The organism is Aquibium sp. ELW1220 (assembly GCF_030398385.1).
Classification (GTDB): domain Bacteria; phylum Pseudomonadota; class Alphaproteobacteria; order Rhizobiales; family Rhizobiaceae; genus Aquibium.
In genome coordinates this window covers 101,647-118,423 of sequence record NZ_JAOAOQ010000018.1, presented here as the reverse complement: position 1 = coordinate 118,423, position 16,777 = coordinate 101,647, and the positions used below count along the sequence as shown (strand labels likewise).

General features: G+C 67.6%; 15 protein-coding genes and 1 other annotated feature. Of the genes, 6 read left to right on the top strand and 9 right to left on the bottom strand.

Going from position 1 to position 16,777, the window contains the following annotated elements:
- Positions 1–17 precede the first annotated feature (17 nt).
- Positions 18–1,208, bottom strand: coding sequence for an aspartate aminotransferase family protein (locus N1F91_RS17290; protein ID WP_289994172.1), 1,191 nt, complete (start codon positions 1,206–1,208; stop codon positions 18–20).
- Between the two features lie 405 nt (positions 1,209–1,613).
- Here N1F91_RS17290 and N1F91_RS17285 point away from each other — a divergent pair, with 405 nt between their 5' ends.
- A complete protein-coding gene (locus N1F91_RS17285; protein ID WP_289994171.1) occupies positions 1,614–2,126 on the top strand; it encodes a GcrA family cell cycle regulator in 513 nt (170 codons plus the stop codon).
- 45 nt (positions 2,127–2,171) lie between these two features.
- Here N1F91_RS17285 and phoU read toward each other — a convergent pair whose 3' ends face one another.
- Complete coding sequence (gene phoU, locus N1F91_RS17280) at positions 2,172–2,885, bottom strand: phosphate signaling complex protein PhoU (RefSeq protein WP_289994170.1); 714 nt, start codon at positions 2,883–2,885, stop codon at positions 2,172–2,174.
- 127 nt (positions 2,886–3,012) lie between these two features.
- Positions 3,013–3,068 (top strand) — a sequence feature (sul1 is cis-regulatory element that is thought to sense ions involved in sulfur or methionine metabolism; They are found in Alphaproteobacteria).
- A 68-nt stretch (positions 3,069–3,136) separates the two neighbouring features.
- Here phoU and N1F91_RS17275 point away from each other — a divergent pair.
- Both N1F91_RS17275 and N1F91_RS17270 read left to right on the top strand, forming a co-directional pair.
- Positions 3,137–4,621, top strand: a complete 1,485-nt coding sequence (locus N1F91_RS17275; RefSeq protein ID WP_289994168.1) for a SulP family inorganic anion transporter — start codon at positions 3,137–3,139, stop codon at positions 4,619–4,621.
- Between the two features lie 12 nt (positions 4,622–4,633).
- The gene (locus N1F91_RS17270; protein ID WP_289994166.1) at positions 4,634–5,482 is read left to right on the top strand and encodes a universal stress protein; all 849 of its coding nucleotides are present in this window, start codon (positions 4,634–4,636) and stop codon (positions 5,480–5,482) included.
- Positions 5,483–5,539: 57 nt separating this feature from the next.
- On the opposite strand, the gene N1F91_RS17265 is transcribed toward N1F91_RS17270, so the two are convergent.
- The gene (locus tag N1F91_RS17265; protein ID WP_289994164.1) at positions 5,540–6,436 is read right to left on the bottom strand and encodes a PRC-barrel domain-containing protein; all 897 of its coding nucleotides are present in this window, start codon (positions 6,434–6,436) and stop codon (positions 5,540–5,542) included.
- A 132-nt stretch (positions 6,437–6,568) separates the two neighbouring features.
- Positions 6,569–7,834, bottom strand: coding sequence for an ATP-binding protein (locus N1F91_RS17260; RefSeq protein WP_289994162.1), 1,266 nt, complete (start codon positions 7,832–7,834; stop codon positions 6,569–6,571).
- 109 nt (positions 7,835–7,943) lie between these two features.
- Here N1F91_RS17260 and ppk2 point away from each other — a divergent pair, with 109 nt between their 5' ends.
- Positions 7,944–8,843, top strand: a complete 900-nt coding sequence (gene ppk2, locus N1F91_RS17255; RefSeq protein ID WP_289994161.1) for a polyphosphate kinase 2 — start codon at positions 7,944–7,946, stop codon at positions 8,841–8,843.
- On the opposite strand, the gene N1F91_RS17250 is transcribed toward ppk2, so the two are convergent.
- Positions 8,762–10,840 carry a glycosyltransferase gene (locus N1F91_RS17250; RefSeq protein ID WP_289994160.1) on the bottom strand — a complete coding sequence of 693 codons (2,079 nt, stop codon included), beginning with the start codon at positions 10,838–10,840 and terminating at the stop codon, positions 8,762–8,764. The two genes, ppk2 and N1F91_RS17250, sit on opposite strands and share 82 nt — an antisense overlap.
- A 445-nt stretch (positions 10,841–11,285) precedes the next feature.
- Here N1F91_RS17250 and N1F91_RS17245 point away from each other — a divergent pair, with 445 nt between their 5' ends.
- Positions 11,286–12,074 (top strand): transporter substrate-binding domain-containing protein, encoded by a 789-nt coding sequence (locus N1F91_RS17245; protein ID WP_289994159.1) that lies wholly within the window; start codon positions 11,286–11,288, stop codon positions 12,072–12,074.
- Here N1F91_RS17245 and N1F91_RS17240 read toward each other — a convergent pair.
- Both N1F91_RS17240 and N1F91_RS17235 read right to left on the bottom strand, forming a co-directional pair.
- Positions 12,050–12,886: a sterol desaturase family protein gene (locus tag N1F91_RS17240; protein ID WP_289994158.1), complete on the bottom strand. Its 837-nt coding sequence runs from the start codon at positions 12,884–12,886 to the stop codon at positions 12,050–12,052. The genes N1F91_RS17245 and N1F91_RS17240 overlap by 25 nt on opposite strands.
- 102 nt (positions 12,887–12,988) lie before the next feature.
- Positions 12,989–13,405, bottom strand: a complete 417-nt coding sequence (locus tag N1F91_RS17235) for a tellurite resistance TerB family protein (RefSeq protein WP_289994157.1) — start codon at positions 13,403–13,405, stop codon at positions 12,989–12,991.
- A gap of 135 nt (positions 13,406–13,540) precedes the next feature.
- Here N1F91_RS17235 and N1F91_RS17230 point away from each other — a divergent pair, with 135 nt between their 5' ends.
- Positions 13,541–15,193: a lysine--tRNA ligase gene (locus N1F91_RS17230; protein WP_289994156.1), complete on the top strand. Its 1,653-nt coding sequence runs from the start codon at positions 13,541–13,543 to the stop codon at positions 15,191–15,193.
- Positions 15,194–15,235: 42 nt separating this feature from the next.
- On the opposite strand, the gene N1F91_RS17225 is transcribed toward N1F91_RS17230, so the two are convergent.
- Together N1F91_RS17225 and N1F91_RS17220 are read right to left on the bottom strand one after the other, a co-directional pair.
- Complete coding sequence (locus N1F91_RS17225) at positions 15,236–16,063, bottom strand: thermonuclease family protein (protein WP_289994152.1); 828 nt, start codon at positions 16,061–16,063, stop codon at positions 15,236–15,238.
- Between the two features lies 1 nt (position 16,064).
- Positions 16,065–16,724: a helix-turn-helix transcriptional regulator gene (locus tag N1F91_RS17220; protein WP_289994150.1), complete on the bottom strand. Its 660-nt coding sequence runs from the start codon at positions 16,722–16,724 to the stop codon at positions 16,065–16,067.
- Between the last annotated feature and the right edge of the window lie 53 nt (positions 16,725–16,777).

Below are 16,777 nucleotides of genomic sequence, written 5' to 3'. Positions count from 1 at the left end.
CATCATGCTGTTCCCGGTCAGTGGCCCGGCGCGCCGGACGCAAGCTTCGCGGCCGCCGAGCGGATCCGGACGAGACCCTCGCGGATGTCGTCGTCGGTAAGGGTGAGCGGCGGCAGCAGGCGCACGACGTTGTCGCCGCCCGGCACTGTGAGCAGCTTTTCCTCGCGGAAGGCCATGTTCACGCCGGCATTCGGCATCCGGCACTTGAGGCCGAGGATGAGGCCGATGCCGCGGATTTCATCGAACACGGTCGGGAACTCGTCGACGATGGAGGCGAGGCCCTGCTTGAACAGCAGCGCCTTGCGGTTCACCTCGTCGAGGAAGCCGTCACCCAGCACAACGTCGAGCACCGCATTGCCAACCGCCATGGCGAGAGGATTGCCGCCGAACGTCGTGCCGTGCACGCCGGGCGTCATGCCGCTGGCCGCCTCGTCGGTCGCAAGGCACGCGCCCATCGGGAAGCCGCCGCCGATGCCCTTGGCGATGGCCATGATGTCGGGGACAGCACCCGACCACTCATAGGCGAAGAACTTGCCGGTGCGTCCGACGCCGCACTGCACCTCGTCGTAGATCAGGAGCAGGTCGTGTTCGTCGCAGAGCCTGCGCAGCGTCTTCAGCGTCTCGGCCGGCACGGCACGGATACCGCCCTCGCCCTGCACCGGCTCGATCAGGATGCCGGCGGTCTCGCCGGTGATCGCCGTCTTCACCGCCTCGATGTCGCCGAGCGCCACCTGGTCGAAACCTTCGACCTTCGGACCGAAGCCTTCGAGGTATTTCGGCTGGCCGCCGGCGGCGATGGTCGCCAGCGTGCGGCCGTGGAAGGCGCCCTCGAACGTGATGATCCGGAACTTCTCGGGGTTGCCCTTCACATAGTGATAGCGGCGCGCCGTCTTGATGGCGCATTCCAGCGCCTCGGCGCCCGAATTCGTGAAGAAGACCTTGTCGGCGAAGGTGCTGTCGACCAGCCGCTCGCCGAGCTTGCGCTGCTCCGGCACCTCGTAGAGGTTGGACGTGTGCCACAGCTTGCCGGCCTGTTCGCGCAGCGCTTCGACGAGATGCGGATGGCCGTGGCCGAGCGAGTTGACCGCGATGCCGGCTGCGAAGTCGAGATATCGCTCGCCGCCCGTCGTGACCAGCCACGCGCCCTCGCCGTGATCGAACGCCAGCGGCGCCCTCGCAAAGGTTTCATAAAGCGCAGAACCGCTCATGCCAGACTGCTCCGGAACCGACTTTGCCGAACGTTCGCCCTCCCGCCCGCGCGGCGGCAGGACCACCAAATCAAAAAGCCGCCCCCGGGGCGGCCTCTGCGGCCAACATATCGGGGTTTTTCGTCGCGAAGTCAACGGATACGGGATTTTCGCGGCTTTCGCGCGCGCATGACGGCTTTCCCTTGCGGCAGGGCGGCAAGTTGGGGAAAACCGAAAAATACGATTCGGCGTCCGGGCGCGACTCTTGTCACGGAGTCACCGGGTATTGTAGCTTGCGGCTACGAAACAACTAGATTTCGTGCGGCGGACCAAAATCACCCCGAGTATTCGATGCGTCCTCCTGGCGTCGCCAGGGTTGGCACGGATTCGGATTCCTCGGCGGGCACTACCCAGGAGCTTAAGCGCATGAACTGGACAGACGAGCGGGTCGAACTTCTCCGAAAACTGTGGGCCGAGGGTCTGAGCGCCAGCCAGATCGCCGCGCAGCTCGGCGGGGTGAGCCGGAATGCCGTCATCGGCAAGGTGCATCGTCTCAAGCTCTCGAGCCGCGGCCGCGCCGCGCCCACGCAGGCCCGTCAGAAGAAGGCCAAGCCCGCGGCCCCGAAAGCCGCCAAGCCGGCCAGCCCGCCTTCGCGCCCGGTTCCCCAGACGGTGGGCGCCACCGCGCTCAAGGTGGAGTTCGACGCCGAGCCGGCGCCCCGCCCCGTCACGCGGACCGACGACAGCGTGGTCGTGCCTATCTCGCGCCGGCTGAAGCTCGTCGAGCTGAGCGACCGCACCTGCAAATGGCCGAACGGCGATCCGCTGAACGAGGATTTCCACTTCTGCGGCACCGCCTCCAAGGATGGCAGCCCCTACTGCGCCTACCACGCGCGGCTGGCCTACCAGCCGGTTTCGGATCGTCGGCGCGCCCGCTGAGGCAGACCCGCCGTCGCTGCCAGGCCGAAAGGCCCGGCCCGCCGCTCAATCGCCGTCCAGCGTCACGCGGTGGGTCTTGTCCTCCTTGGGACGCTCGATCGGCAGCTGCTCGCCCGCGATGATGTGGTAGACCGTCTCGGCGATGTTGGTCGCATGGTCGCCGATCCGCTCGATGTTCTTGGCGCAGAACAGAAGATGGGTGCAGGGCGCGATGTTGCGCGGATCCTCCATCATGTAGGTCAGGAGTTCGCGAAACAGCGACGTGTACATGGCGTCGATGTCGTCATCCCTGTCGCGCACCAGGCTGATCCGGTCGACCGAGCGCGTCGCATAGGCGTCGAGCACGTCCTTCAGTTGGGTCAGCGCCAGCTGCGCCAGCGCTTCGATGCCGCGCGACAGGCGCACCGGCTGCGGCGTGTCGGCGATCGTCAGCAGCCGCTTGGCGATGTTCTTGCCGAGGTCGCCGACCCGCTCCAGGTCCGACGAGATGCGGATCGCGCCGATCACGGCGCGCAGGTCGTCGGCCATCGGCTGGCGCCGCGCGATCACCACGATCGCCTTCTCGTCGATCTCGCGCTGGCCCTCGTCGAGCACCAGATCGTCGGCGATCACCTTGCGGGCAAGATCGAGATCGTGATGCACCAGCGCCTGCACCGCCTGCTCGACCATGCGCTCGGCATGGCCTCCCATGGCCGCGATGCGGCTGGCCAGGAACTTCAGCTCCTGTTCGAAGGCGTTGACGATGTGAATGGACTGCATGGCCGGTTCTCCACCCGAATCATGATCTTATACGGCCCCGTCATGACCGGAAGACGAAAAGGCGCGACGCAGACACGCCTATTCATGTTGCATTGCAGCACGCGTTCGGCATACTAAGAAGCACTCGCAAGGACCCGGTGAGATTCCGGGTGGCTCTTCCGGCCGCCGACCCGCCGGACCACAGAACCGCCAGTCCGTTCCTGATCCATGGCCATCGAGGCTGCGGCGGTTCCGTCATTTTCCGGATTTCCATGCATTCTCTTTCCGCCTACCGCGACGAGTGGTTCGGCAACATCCGCGGCGATCTCCTTGCGGGCCTCGTCGTGGCGCTTGCCCTCATTCCCGAAGCCATCGCCTTTTCCATCATCGCCGGCGTCGATCCCAAGGTCGGTCTCTATGCCTCCTTCTCGATCGCCGTCGTCATCGCTTTCACGGGTGGACGCCCCGGAATGATCTCGGCCGCGACGGCCGCCACCGCTGTCCTCATGGTGACGCTGGTGAAGGAGCATGGCTTGCAATACCTCCTGGTCGCGACCATCCTCGCCGGCGTGATCCAGATCGGCGCCGGATTCTTCCGCCTCGGCGACCTGATGCGCTTCGTCTCGCGCTCGGTCATCACCGGCTTCGTCAACGCGCTGGCGATCCTGATCTTCATGGCGCAGCTGCCGGAACTGATCGGCGTGACCTGGCCGACCTACGTCATGGTCGCGGGCGGCCTGGCGATCATCTACCTCTTCCCGTATGTCACCCGGTCGATCCCTTCGCCGCTGGTCTGCATCCTCGTCCTCACCGCCATCGCGCTCTGGTTCGACATGGACATCCGCACGGTCGGCGACATGGGCGAACTCCCCGCCACGCTGCCGGTCTTCCTGCTGCCCGACGTGCCGCTGAACTTCGAGACCTTCATGATCGTGCTGCCCTATTCGGCGGCGGTCGCCGTGGTCGGCCTGCTCGAATCCCTGATGACCGCCTCCATCGTCGACGAACTGACCGATACCGGCAGCGACAAGAACCGCGAATGCGTCGGCCAGGGCACGGCCAACATCGTCACCGGCTTCCTCGGCGGCATGGCGGGCTGCGCCATGATCGGCCAGTCGGTCATCAACGTGAAGTCCGGCGGCCGCGGCAGGCTGTCCTGCTTCGCCGCCGGCGTCTTCCTGCTCGTCCTGTGCGTCGGTCTCGGCGATCTCGTCTCGATCATCCCCATGGCAGCGCTCGTCGCCATCATGATCATGGTCTCGGTCGGCACCTTCTCCTGGTCATCGATCAGGAACCTGCGCGACCATCCGCGCCGCTCCTCGGTGGTGATGCTGGCGACCGTCGTGGCCGTCGTCTTCACCCACAACCTTGCCATCGGCGTCCTCATCGGGGTCCTGCTGTCAGGTCTGTTCTTCGCCGCAAAGGTCGCCCAGATCTTCCGCGTCACCTCCACGGTGTCGCCGGACGGCCGCGAGCGGTCCTACGTCGTCGAAGGCCAGGTGTTCTTCGCCTCGGCGGACCGGTTCCTGAAGTCCTTCGACTTCAAGGAGGCGGTGGAGAAGGTCCGCATCGACGTCGGCCGGTCCCACATCTGGGACCTGACCGGGGTGGCGGCGCTCGACACCGTCATCCTGAAGTTCCGGCGCGAAGGTGCAGATGTCGAGGTCATCGGCATGAACGAGGCGAGCGCGACGCTGGTCGACAGGCTGGCGATTCACGACAAGCCGGGCGCGCTCGACCAGCTGACCGGTCACTGAGGAGGAAGAACCATGTCCAGGATACTCGCCTTCATCGACGGCTCCACCTACGCCGAGAGCGTTTGCCGCCTCACCGCCTGGGCGGCAGTTCGCCTGGAGCATTCCGTGGAGATCGCCCATGTGCTGGGCCGACGAATGTCGGGATCCTTCGATCTCAGCGGCAGCCTCGAAGCCGACCAGCGGTCGGCCCTTCTCGACGAATATGCCCGCCTCGACGAACAGCATGCCAGGCTGGCCCAGGCCAAGGGACGCGCCCTGCTCGACACCGCCCGCACCATCGTCGCCGCTGGCGGGGTTGAGCATGTCGAGACGAAGCTGCGCCACGGCGACCTGATGGAAGCGCTCGCCGACCTCGAGAAGGACGCGGCGATGGTGGTCGTGGGCAAGCGTGGCGAGGCCGCCGATTTCGCCCGGATGCATCTCGGATCGAACCTCGAACGCATCGTGCGCACGGCGACCCGGCCCGTGCTCGTCGCGGCCCGGGCCTACACGCCCTTCGACCGCTTCCTCATCGCCTTCGACGGCGGCAGGAGCGCCAACCGCGCGGTAGACTTCGTCGCATCCGGCAACCTGCTGAAAGGCCTGAAGGCGACCGTGCTCTCCGTCGGCGCCGACACCGCCGAAAACCGGTCGAGGCTCGAGGCACCGGTGCACCGCCTTCGCGAGGCCGGCTTCGAGGTCGAAGGACTGCTCCGGCAGGGCGAACCCGACGACGTCATCGGCACGCATGTCGACACGCAGGGCATCGGCCTCCTCGTCATGGGTGCCTATGGACACTCGCGCATCCGCAGCCTGGTCATCGGCTCGACAACCGAAGCCATGGTCCGCCGCTGCAAGGTGCCGGTCCTGATGTTCCGCTGACGCGAAAAAGGGTCCCGCGGATGCGGAACCCTCGCCGATGGATAGGCGCGACGCGGCTCAGCCGGCCTGCCAGTAGGCGTCCGTGGCGCGACGCTCCTCCATCATCGTCTCGGAGGCCCGGAACCGGTCGGGATCGATGGACGGCGCCTGCTCGAGCTCGGCTTCGCCTCGGTCGAGGACGATGGTGTCGAGACCCGGTGTGGCGCGTATCTCGCTCCATGGAACGGCGTAGTGGTCCTCGCCGATCCCCAGGAAACCGCCGCGCGCGACGATGACGTAGGACGCCTGGCCGGTCTGCGGATCGATTACCACGTCGCTGACGCTGCCCAGATTCTCGTCCTCGACATTGCGCACGTCGGTGCCGGTGATGTCGTCGATCCGGTAGGACGACATCCCTTCGCGGCCGGACACCGGCTCGGCCAGCGCGAGCTGCTCCTGGCGCCAGGTCGCGACCGATGCGGGGTCCACGCCGGCCTCCTGCAACTGCTGCGAATAGCCGTCATAGACCTCGTTCATCTTGGCGACGACGTACTGGCAGCCTTCGCCGTCGCCCCGATGGGCAAGGACACGGGCAGCACTGTAGAGCGCGCGGATCTGGTAGCGCGGTGCGTCGATGCCCACGACGGCGCCACGCGGGTCCGCTGCCATAGTCGCCGTGCCGCTGGCCGTGCCTGCGCCGGGAACGGTGGTCGATGTACCGCCCGTCGCCGGAGACGTCGTCGCCGAGGTCCTGGTCGACTGCGGGCCGGGGGGAACGCCATAGGCGCCGGTGCCCCAGCCGGTGAGCCAGAATTCGTTCTCGTTCATGCGCTCCGCGAAGTCGTTCATCTCGTAGATGCAGGCTTCGGAGATCTGGGTGTCAGCCCGGGGCGCGGTCTGCGCCATTGCCGGGGCGGAAAGGATGGCGATGCCGCCGGCTGCGATGGCGGTGGTGGATGCGAGTTTCAGGAACATGGCTGCTCCTCCTTTTCTGGAGGTTGGATTGGGCACGGGGCACGTGCGGAGGTCTCCCGGTCAACCTTTCGGTTGCCGAATTGTTCCCGTCCGTAACGTCGCGTGTTGGCCTTGCGGGCGCTGCCTTAGCCCCTACTTCCCCGGAAACTGCACCGTGAACGCCGCCCCCTCGCCCAAGGTCGAGCGGATCGTCAGCCGTGCGTCGTGGCGGGTCAGGATGTGCTTGACGATCGCGAGGCCGAGGCCCGTGCCCTTCTGGGTACGGCTGGTGTTGACGTCGACGCGGTAGAAGCGTTCCGTCAGGCGCGGAATGTGCTCTTCGGGAATGCCGGGGCCAAAATCGCGCACGGTGACGCGCGGCCCCGCTGCCCCCTGCCCCGTCTCCACGGTCACCACCACGCGCTTGCCATTCTGGCCGTACTTGATCGCGTTCTCGAGCAGGTTCTCGAACACCTGGATCAGCTCGTCGCGCATGCCGCGCAGTGCGACCGGCTCGGCCGGATAGACCTTCTCGATCGTCACACCGCTTTCCGCGGCCAGGTGCCGCAGCGCATCGAGCACCCCGTCGATGAGCGCCTTCAGGTCGAGCGGTTCGGCCGGCGCAGAAAAGGACTTCATCTCCAGCCGCGACAGCGAGAGCAGGTCGTCGATCAGCCGCGCCATGCGGCCCGTCTGGGTCTGCATGATCTGCAGGAACTGGTCGCGCGCCTTCGCGTCGTTGCGCGCGGGCCCGCGCAGGGTCTCGACGAAGCCGGCGATCGAGGCAAGCGGCGTACGCAGCTCGTGGCTGGCATTGGCGATGAAGTCGGAGCGCATGCGATCGATGCGGCGCATCTCGCTCTGGTCCTTGAACACGAGCACGAACAGGCCGCTTCCCTGCCCGAGCGGCGCACCCGAGACGCGGAACCAGCGCTCGATCGGCACCCGTTCGGCATAGTCGCCCGACAAGGGAGGGACGCCGGTGCCGGCGAGCAGCTGGGCGACGAGGCCCTGCAATTCGGGCGTGCGGAATCGCAGGGTCAGCAGCGTTCCCGCGTCGAGCTTGCCGAAGGCCGTACGGGCGGCTGTGTTGGCGTTGGTGATCATGCCGTGCCGGTCGAACACGATCAGCGGATCGGGTACGGCTTCGGCGAGTTCGCGGGCCGGATGGCCGTCGAGGCCGATCACCGCCGCCGCCTCGGTCTCGTTCTTCCGACGACGAACGGTGCGGCGCGGCGCAAGCCCGGCGACCGCTGCGACGCCCGCGAAGGCCAGCGCCTGCCAGAGCGGCGCCACCTCGCCGGCGAGGCCGAGCGCGCCGATCGCCGCAGCGGAGGCCAGCAGGGGCCAGCGGCTCCCGGCCAGCCGCGCCAGGATGACGCTTCCCCCGGCCAGCGTCTCGCCCTCGGTCTCGATCATCGCACTCCTCGCCGCCGCGCGGCCTTCGCTGTCCGTCCTGCCCGCCCCGGCTGGACGGCGCGCGGGTCGCTCAATAGCATGTCGCCATCCATCGTGAGGAGAATTTGGAATGCCGACGCGCCCAACGCCGCCCATGCCGCCCAACGAGCCGATCCGCATCGTCGTCGACGGGAAGGAGCGCGTCTTTGACATCGACGACCCCAAGCTGCCCGACTGGGTGCAGGACAAGGCGATGTCGGCGGGCGGCTATCCCTACGACAAGAAGATGGACAAGAAGGACTATGAGGAGACGCTGGAGAACCTCCAGGTCGAGCTCGTCAAGCTGCAGTACTGGCTGCAATCCACCGGCAAGCGCGTCATGATCCTGTTCGAGGGCCGCGACGCCGCCGGCAAGGGCGGCACCATCTTCGTCGTGCGCCAGTACATGAACCCGCGCTCGGCCCGCAATGTGGCGCTGACCAAGCCGACCGAGACGGAGCGCGGACAGTGGTATTTCCAGCGCTACGTGGCACAGTTTCCCACGGCCGGCGAGTTCGTCACCTTCGACCGCTCCTGGTACAATCGCGCCGGGGTGGAGCCCGTCATGGGCTTCTGCACGCCCGAGCAGCACAGGCTCTTTCTCGAGGAGACGCCGAAATTCGAACAGATGATCGTCGACGAGGGCATTCATTTCTTCAAGTTCTGGCTCAACATCGGCCAGGAGACCCAGCTCGAGCGCTTCCACGACCGGCGTCACGATCCGCTGAAGGTGTGGAAGTTCTCCCCCATCGATCTCGCCGGCATGACGAAATGGGACGACTACACCCGCGCACGTGACCGTATGATGAAGCACACCCACACCGACCATGCGCCGTGGACGGTGCTCAGGGCCAACGACAAGCGGCGCTCCCGGCTGGCGGCCATCCGCCGCATCCTGACCACGCTGCCCTATGCGGGCCGCGACGATTCCGTCATCGGCAAGGAGGACGACAGGATCGTCTGCTCGGGCGCCGACGTCGCAGGCAAGTGACGTCGCAGGCGGGCGAGCAACGGCACCCCCGCCGAATTGTCGCTGCTGGGCAAGGCCTGGCGGCGATAGCGTCGATGCGGGGTCTTGGCCCAGTGGTGCGGGTTTCGAGCGAGTTCCCAGAGCGCGTGGTATCCCACCGCCGACAGCATCATCCAGTAGGCCGGCGTCAGCAGCGCGGCCTTCCAGAAGCCGGGCCGCTCCGCCGGATCGAGGCTCGACCATGACAAGAGCAGCTGCGCCCCGTAGCCGCCGAGCACGTTCATCGTCGCCAGCCCGAGCACGATGGCTTCGTGCCGCGGCAGGCCTCCTTCGACGACCAGCCTGAACACCAGCCCGAGCATCGTGACCAGCAGCAGCGGATGCAGCAGCGCCGAGGCGACGACGCCGCCGATCATCAGGTGGAAGATCGTGAAGGAGCCCGGTCCGAGCTCACGGTAGAGCCGGCCCGGCGTCCTCATGTGCACCAGCCAGGTCTGCAGGAAGCCCTTGAACCAACGGGTCCGCTGCCGGAACCAGATCGGAAAGGTCTCGGGCGCGTCCTCGAGCGTCGGCGGATCGATCACCCCGACCCGGTAGCCGAAGCGGGCGAGCCGCACGCCGAGATCCGCATCCTCCGTGACGTTGTGCGGATCCCACCCGCCGACCTCCTCGAGCGCAGCCCGGCGAAAATGGTTGGACGTGCCGCCGAGCGGGATCAGGAGGTCGTGTCCTGCCAGCCACGGCAGCAGCCCGCGGAACTGCGCGGCGAACTCGATCCGGAACATGAAGGGCAGCACGCCAAAGGCGGCATTGGCGATCTGCAGCGGCGCCTGCACGCAGGCCAGGTCTTCTCCCCCGGTGCGAAGCGCGTGCCAGGCCGCCCGCAACTGCTGCGGATGCGGCCGGTCCTCGGCATCGTAGAGCGCGACGATGTCGCCCGTGCAGGTGGGCAGGGCGAAGTTGAGCGCCTTCGGCTTGGTGCGCGGCTCGCCCGGCGGCACCCGTACGACCTCCACCCAGGAGCGCAACGCATGGCGCTCCAGCGCCGCCAGCGTCTCCGCATCGTCGGCTTCGCAGACCAGCTTCACCTCCAGCCGGCTGCGCGGCCAGTCGATCCGGCCCAGTGCGGCGAGCAGGTCGGGCACCACCTCCGCCTCCCGGTGCAGAGCAATGAGCACGGAGTAGACAGGCAGCGCGGTGCCGTGAGGCGGTAAATCCGGCGCAGGCCGGACCGGATGGTGCCGCAGACCGGCGAGAAGCCGAAGGCCGACGCAGCCCAGGAACAGCAGGGTCAACATGGCCGAGGCCGCAAGCACCGTCGCCTTGGGTGCAACGTAGAGGAGAACGGGTGCGCCGGCCAGGAATAGGCCGGTCGCGAAGGCCTGCCATGGGTTGGTCACGAAGCGCGCCGAGAGATCGGGTGCGCGGCCGAACAACCCGAGCGATGCCTCCCGCGCAAGCGCCGGCCCCGCCCGTGCCAGCAGTGCCGTGCGAAGAGCCGTCGGGCTCGTCATCGCGAGGCGCCTTGCCAGACCTGGCGTGGCGTGCAGCCGCGTGCGGAGGCTGGCGAGGTTCAGGTCCTGCGGCGCCAGGACGAAGATCGGCGTGCCATTCCCGCCACGCAACGTGGCGATGGCGTTCCGGCGCATGCCGCGCAACGCGGTGATCGCCTGGCTCTCGTCGATCACCAGCCGTTCCGCCGGCACGTGCTGAAGGAAGCGCAAGCCGAGCGTCTTTGCGACGGCGGCAAAGAGCGCGTCTTCCCGTACCCGCCCCGATGCGAGGAGTTCTGCGTGGAAGCCGGTGCGGTTCGCGCGCGCCCGCTCGGCAATCAGCATCGCCGCCCGATCGTCCACGCCGAGGTCGCGGAGAACGTCCGCCCAGCCGTCCGGCAGGCGTACACGCTCGAAATGGCTCGCCCCTTCGAGCCGGTTGCCGACGGTCCCGGCTAGCCCGGTCGCCGGCCCGGGATGCACGTCGAGGCCTGCGGATCCGTTCCGCGCCAGCGCTTCGCCCATCTGTCCCCTTTCGGATCCGCCCCGATCCGCCTGGCCGCAAAAGCGGCCCGTGCCGCCGTCGCCCCCGATGCGGTCGCCGCTGCCCCTGACTGCACGTTCTCCCGTCCTTCAACCCAGTCTAGAAGACGGGCATACACTTGTCGATATTGATGCACAATCATCGCGTGATTTCCAGCCCGCAAGAACAGCCCAGCAACGACAGAGCCGCCTCGCCGATAGACACCACAGAGACATGCCTGCCGGATGAGCAATGGACGCAGCGCCTGGCGGAACGTACCCGGTCCGGTGCCCTCGCGCGGACAGACAGCGATCACGATGCCCGGCTTGCCGGCGGTTCGGCTGACCTGCTATCGAAAGCCGTCGCCTGTCCGCGCCCGGGGGCCCGGCAAAGGGAGAATGACAGCTGTCTCGCACGATCCGGCTCATCCTGCTGCTTCTGCTGTCGATGACTGCGGCGTCGGCGCAGGAACTGACACCGAATTTCTGGGATGCCCGGGAGCGGCTGCCGAAGCCCGAAATCACCGATGTCACCCGGCTCCGCTTCCTGACGACCGTCGACTTCCCGCCCTTCAACTTCCTGGATGAGGCGGGACGGCTGTCGGGCTTCCACGTCGACCTGGCGCGGGCGATCTGCGCGGAGCTGGGCCTGGGAGAGGAGTGCCAGATCCAGGCCTTGCCGTGGACCGACCTTCCCATGGCGCTGGAGGCCGGAGAAGGCGAGGCCCTGCTCGCCGGCATCGCGATCACGCGGGAGAACCGCGACCGCTTCGCCTTCTCGCGGCCCTACCTGCAACTACCCGCCCGCTTCGTCGCGCGGCGCGACACCACGCTGGCCGAGCCGATGTTCCGTGCGACCGCGGGCCGGCGCATCGGCGTGCGCGAGGGATCCGCGCACGAGCGCATCCTGCGCGATCTTTTCCCGCAGGCGAAGGTCGTGGTCTACAGCCGCGCCGACTGGATGTTCGACGACTTGCGCGAAGGCAAGACGGACGCCGTGTTCGACGATGGCATGCGGCTGTCCTTCTGGCTGGCGGGCACGGATTCGGAGACCTGCTGCCGTTTTGCGGGCGGCCCCTACCTGCTCCCCGGCTATCTGGGAACCGGGATGGCGATCGCGGTGCGGCCGCAGGACGAGAAGCTGGTCGACGCCTTCGACTACGCGCTGCGCGAGATCGACGCGAAGGGCATCTTCACCGAACTCTACCTGCGCTATTTCCCGATCAGCTTCTTCTGACTGCCGACCACGGATTTCGACGCCCGGAACGGCAGGGCCAGGGCCCACAGCAGATTGGCGGGCGAGCCGTCGCGGAACTCGCGCAGGCCGATCTCCATCCCGTCGTGCCCGAGCCGCGGCTGGTCGTTGTAGGTGCCGAAGATCCGGTCCCAGAAGGGGAAGTTGAAGCCATAGTTGGAATCGGTCTCGGCCGGGATCGAGGAGTGATGCACGCGGTGCATGTCGGGCGTGACCACGAACCGGCGAAGCACGCGGTCGAGACCGAGCGGCAGCCGCGCATTTGCATGGTTGAACATCGCCATGCCGTTGAGCACGATCTCGAACACCAGCACCGCCACCACGGGAACGCCGAGCACCACGACGATCGCCGCCTTCCAGACCATCGACAGCACGATCTCGAGCGGATGGAAGCGCAGCGCCGTGGTCAGGTCGAAGCCGGTATCGGCGTGATGCATGCGGTGGATGCGCCACAGAATCGGAATCCTGTGGCTTGCCCAGTGCTCCAGCCAGACCGCGAGGTCGAGGATCACGAAGCCCGCGATGCCGGCAAGCACCGGGTCGATACCAGCGAGCCTGAACAGCCCCAGGCCCTGCGTCTGCGCCCAGAGCGCGGCGCCCACGGCCGCGGCGGGAAACAGGATGCGCACCAGAACCGACGACAGCACCACCATCGCCACATTGGTGAACCAGCGCCGGCTCTTCAGTGCGCCGCGCATCTCGTCGCGCTCGAGCCGCGGCGACCAGAGCTCGAACGCCGCCATCGCGGCGAAGATCGACAGGAAGGCGGCGAGGCGGATCGCGGCTTCGGACATGGCATTTCCCTCGCGCGGACGCTCCGGCGCCCTCCAACGGGGTTCAGATGGCGCCCGGCCGGATCACGCACAAGCCACGATGCAGTGAAGCCCGGCCGGCGCTCAGACCATCGATCGGTGGCGGATGACCGCAGCGCGCTCGATGGCGGCTGCCGTCAGCGTGTCGAGGCCGAGATGCCCGCGCAGGATCTGCAGGATGCGGAGCTCCTCGGGCCGCACCTGGCGGTCGGCCGCGGCGATCTCCACCGCGAAGGCGTAGGCCGTATCGCGCAGGCGCGCCGGGATCGCCTCGGCGATCGACGCGATGATGTCGTTCAGCGCGCCCTCCTGCTGGAGCAGCTGGTGGCTGCGCCTAGTGACGTCGAGCAGCTGTTCGGGGTCGAAATCCGCGAAGGCCGGCATGGTCTGCACAACGGTGCCCATTTTCGCCAGTTCCCGGTCGGTCATGTTGCTGTCGGAGGCCGAGACGACCACCATGATGTGGACGAGGGCTTCCTGGACGCTGGCGGGACGTATCAATTCGGGCTCCATGGCTGACGATTCAAGTCGTGGGAAAGTAGGAACGCGGTGTTCGCCCCGCAAGGAAAAACACCGCGTGTCATTGACGCTCCCCCTGCCCCGGCCTAGAGCCTTTCACCCACCCGCAAAGAGCCAATGACCACAGCCACGCCCATGATCGACCTGTCGCCCGAAATCCTCGCAGCCGCCCGCGAAAGCAAGGCATGGCCGTTCGAGGAAGCGAAGAAGATCATCGCCCGCTACGCCGGCAGCGGCTTTCCCGAAACGGTGCTCTTCGAGACCGGCTACGGCCCGTCGGGACTGCCGCACATCGGCACCTTCGGCGAGGTGGCCCGCACCACCATGGTGCGCCACGCCTTCCGCGTCCTGACCGAGGACAAGGTGGCCACCCGGCTGCTCTGCTTCTCGGACGACATGGACGGAATGCGCAAGATCCCCGACAACGTGCCGGACAGGTCGTCCCTGGAGCCGCATCTGCACAAGCCCCTGACCGTGGTCCCGAACCCGTTCGGCGGCGACTACGAGAGCTTCGGCCATCACAACAATGCGATGCTGCGGCGCTTCCTCGACACCTTCGGCTTCGACTACGACTTCGCCAGCGCGACCGACTACTACAAGTCCGGCCGCTTCGACGCGATCCTGAAGCGGGTGGCGGAGCGCTACGATGCGGTCATGGCGATCATGCTGCCGACGCTGGGCGAGGAACGCCGCGCCACCTATTCGCCCTTCCTGCCGATCTCGCCGAAGAGCGGCCGTGTCCTCTACGTTCCCATGAAGAATGTCGATGCCGAGGCGGGGACCGTCACCTTCGACGACGAGGACGGCACCGAGACGACGCTGCCCGTGACCGGCGGCAAGGTGAAGCTGCAGTGGAAGCCGGACTTCGGCGCCCGCTGGGCGGCGCTCGGCGTCGACTTCGAGATGTTCGGCAAGGACCACGGCCCGAACATGGGCGTCTACGACCGCATCTGCGAGGCGCTCGGCGGACGCGCGCCGGAGCATTTCGTCTACGAACTGTTCCTCGACGAGAACGGGCAGAAGATCTCGAAGTCGAAGGGCAACGGCCTGACCATCGACGAGTGGCTGACCTATGCGCCGACCGAGAGCCTGGCGCTCTACATGTTCCAGCGTCCGCGACAGGCCAAGAAGCTCTATTTCGACGTCATTCCCCGCGCCGTCGACGAATACTACCAGTTTCTCGCCGCCTACCAGCGCCAGGACTGGAAGGAACGCCTGGGCAACCCGGTCTGGCACATCCACTCGGGCGAGCCGCCTGCGATCGAGCTGCCGGTATCCTTCGGCCTGCTGCTCAACCTCGTCAGCGCATCCAACGCGCACGAGCCGGGGGTGCTGTGGGGCTTCATCTCGCGCCATGCGTCGGGCGTGACGCCGCAGACCCATCCGGAACTCGACCGGCTGGTCGGTTACGCCATCCGCTACTTCGACGATTTCGTAAAGCCCGCCAAGACGTTCCGCGCCGCCGACGACGTCGAGCGGCAGGCGCTGCAGGCGCTGGCCGACAGGCTGGGCGCCCTGCCCCAGGGCGCCGAGGGAGAGGCGATCCAGAACGCCGCGCTCGACGTCGCGCGCGGCATCGAGCGCTACCAGGACCACGCGAAGAAGAGCCCCACCGGCGGCCCCGGCGTCTCGGTCGCCTTCTTCCAGATGATCTACGAAGTGCTCCTCGGCCAGGAGCGCGGACCGCGCTTCGGCTCCTTCGCCGCGCTCTACGGCGTGGCCGAGACGAAGACCCTCATCGAGAACGCGCTCGCCGGCACCCTCGACTGACGCGTCCCGGTCCGGTGCGAAACCGTCGGGACCGCCGTCGCCTCAGTAGAGTCCCTTGGGCTCCGGCAGTGGCCGGCGTTCGATCGGGGCGGGCGCAGCTTCGGTGGCAGGCGCGCCTGTGACCGGCGGCTGCACCGCCTCGGGCGCCGCGGGTACGGTCCCGTTCGCCGGTGTCGTCGCGCTTGCCGGATCGGGTGCCTGCGGCAGCGGCGCCGGTCCCGGTCCCGGTCCGAACATCCCCCGGCGCGCCTCGACGGCTTCGGCCTGTTCGCCCGCATAGGGACCGGTGCTCGACACCTTCGCCCAGCCGTTCGAGACCAGCCAAGCGCCCAGATCCTGCGATCCGAGGCGACAGCTGGCGGTCAGCCTGTCGGGCAGTTCGCCATCCGGCAGGTCGCAGTCGAGCGCCCGGCCGCGCAGGAAGGACCGGAAGGCGGTGCGCGCAACCATGCCGCAAGGCCAGTCGCCATTGTCCCCGCGACAGGACTGCTCGGGTTCGAGGACCTCGATGCCGGCGATGGCGATCGTCAGCCCGTCGGCCTCGATGCGTCCCGCGGCCGACGCCACGGGGCGGAAGAGCTGCGGCTTGGCCGATCCCCTGGCGGCTGCGTCCGTAGCCGGACCGCGCGCTCTCGTCCGCTCGGGCGGTCCTGCGGTTCCAAGCTCGCTCAGCGGCTCGCGCGGCGCCTCGCGTTCGAGGTCGCCGTCGTCGACTGCGGGCGGCGCGACGATCTCCGGCGCGATCTGCCTTATCGTGCGGCCGCCGTTATCCACCGCCTGGGCGAGCAGCATCGGCGAAGCGGCGGCGGGCAGGACGCCGATCGACATGGCGAGAAACGCCACTGCGGAGAAGAGCGGAGGCACGGTCACGCTACTGGCTCGCCCAGACGATGCGGGCGATCCACTCGACCTGCGCGATGGGAATCACGCGCGGCTGGTGCTCGGGGTTGAGGGACAGGAGCTCCACCTGCTTCGACGTCCGCTTCGCCAGTACCTTCGCCGTGACCTCGCCGTAGGTCGTCTTGACGACCACGCGGTCGCCCTTGCGGATGGAAGCGCCCGGCTCGACGATCAGCACGTCGCCGTCGCGATAGAGCGGCAGCATCGAGTCGCCCTGGACGCCGAGCGCGTAGGCCGCTTCCGACGAACGATCGGGTATCTCGACAAGGTCCCAGCCATGCCCGGCCGGAAAGCCTGCATCGTCGAAGAACCCGCCCGCACCCGCCTGCGCGAAGCCGATCAGCGGCACGGACGAACGCTGCACCGGCAGCGGCCGGTCGAGCGCCACCGACCGTCCGCGACCCGGCTGGACCAGGGCGACGAACTCGTCGAGCGAGGCGCCCGTGGCTTCCATGATCTTGGCGAGCGACTCCGTCGATGGCCAGCGCGGGCGGCCGTCGGCAGACTGGCGCTTGGACTTGTTGAACGCGGTGGAATCGAGCCCCGCGCGCTTGGCGAGCCCCGATGCCGACAGCGAATAGCGATCGGCGAGCGCGTCGATCGCCGCCCAGACTCGGTCGTGCGAGAGCATCGTGGCTCTCCTTCGCAACAGGAATAAATGCCTTCGGCACGTTTCTAGCGGCC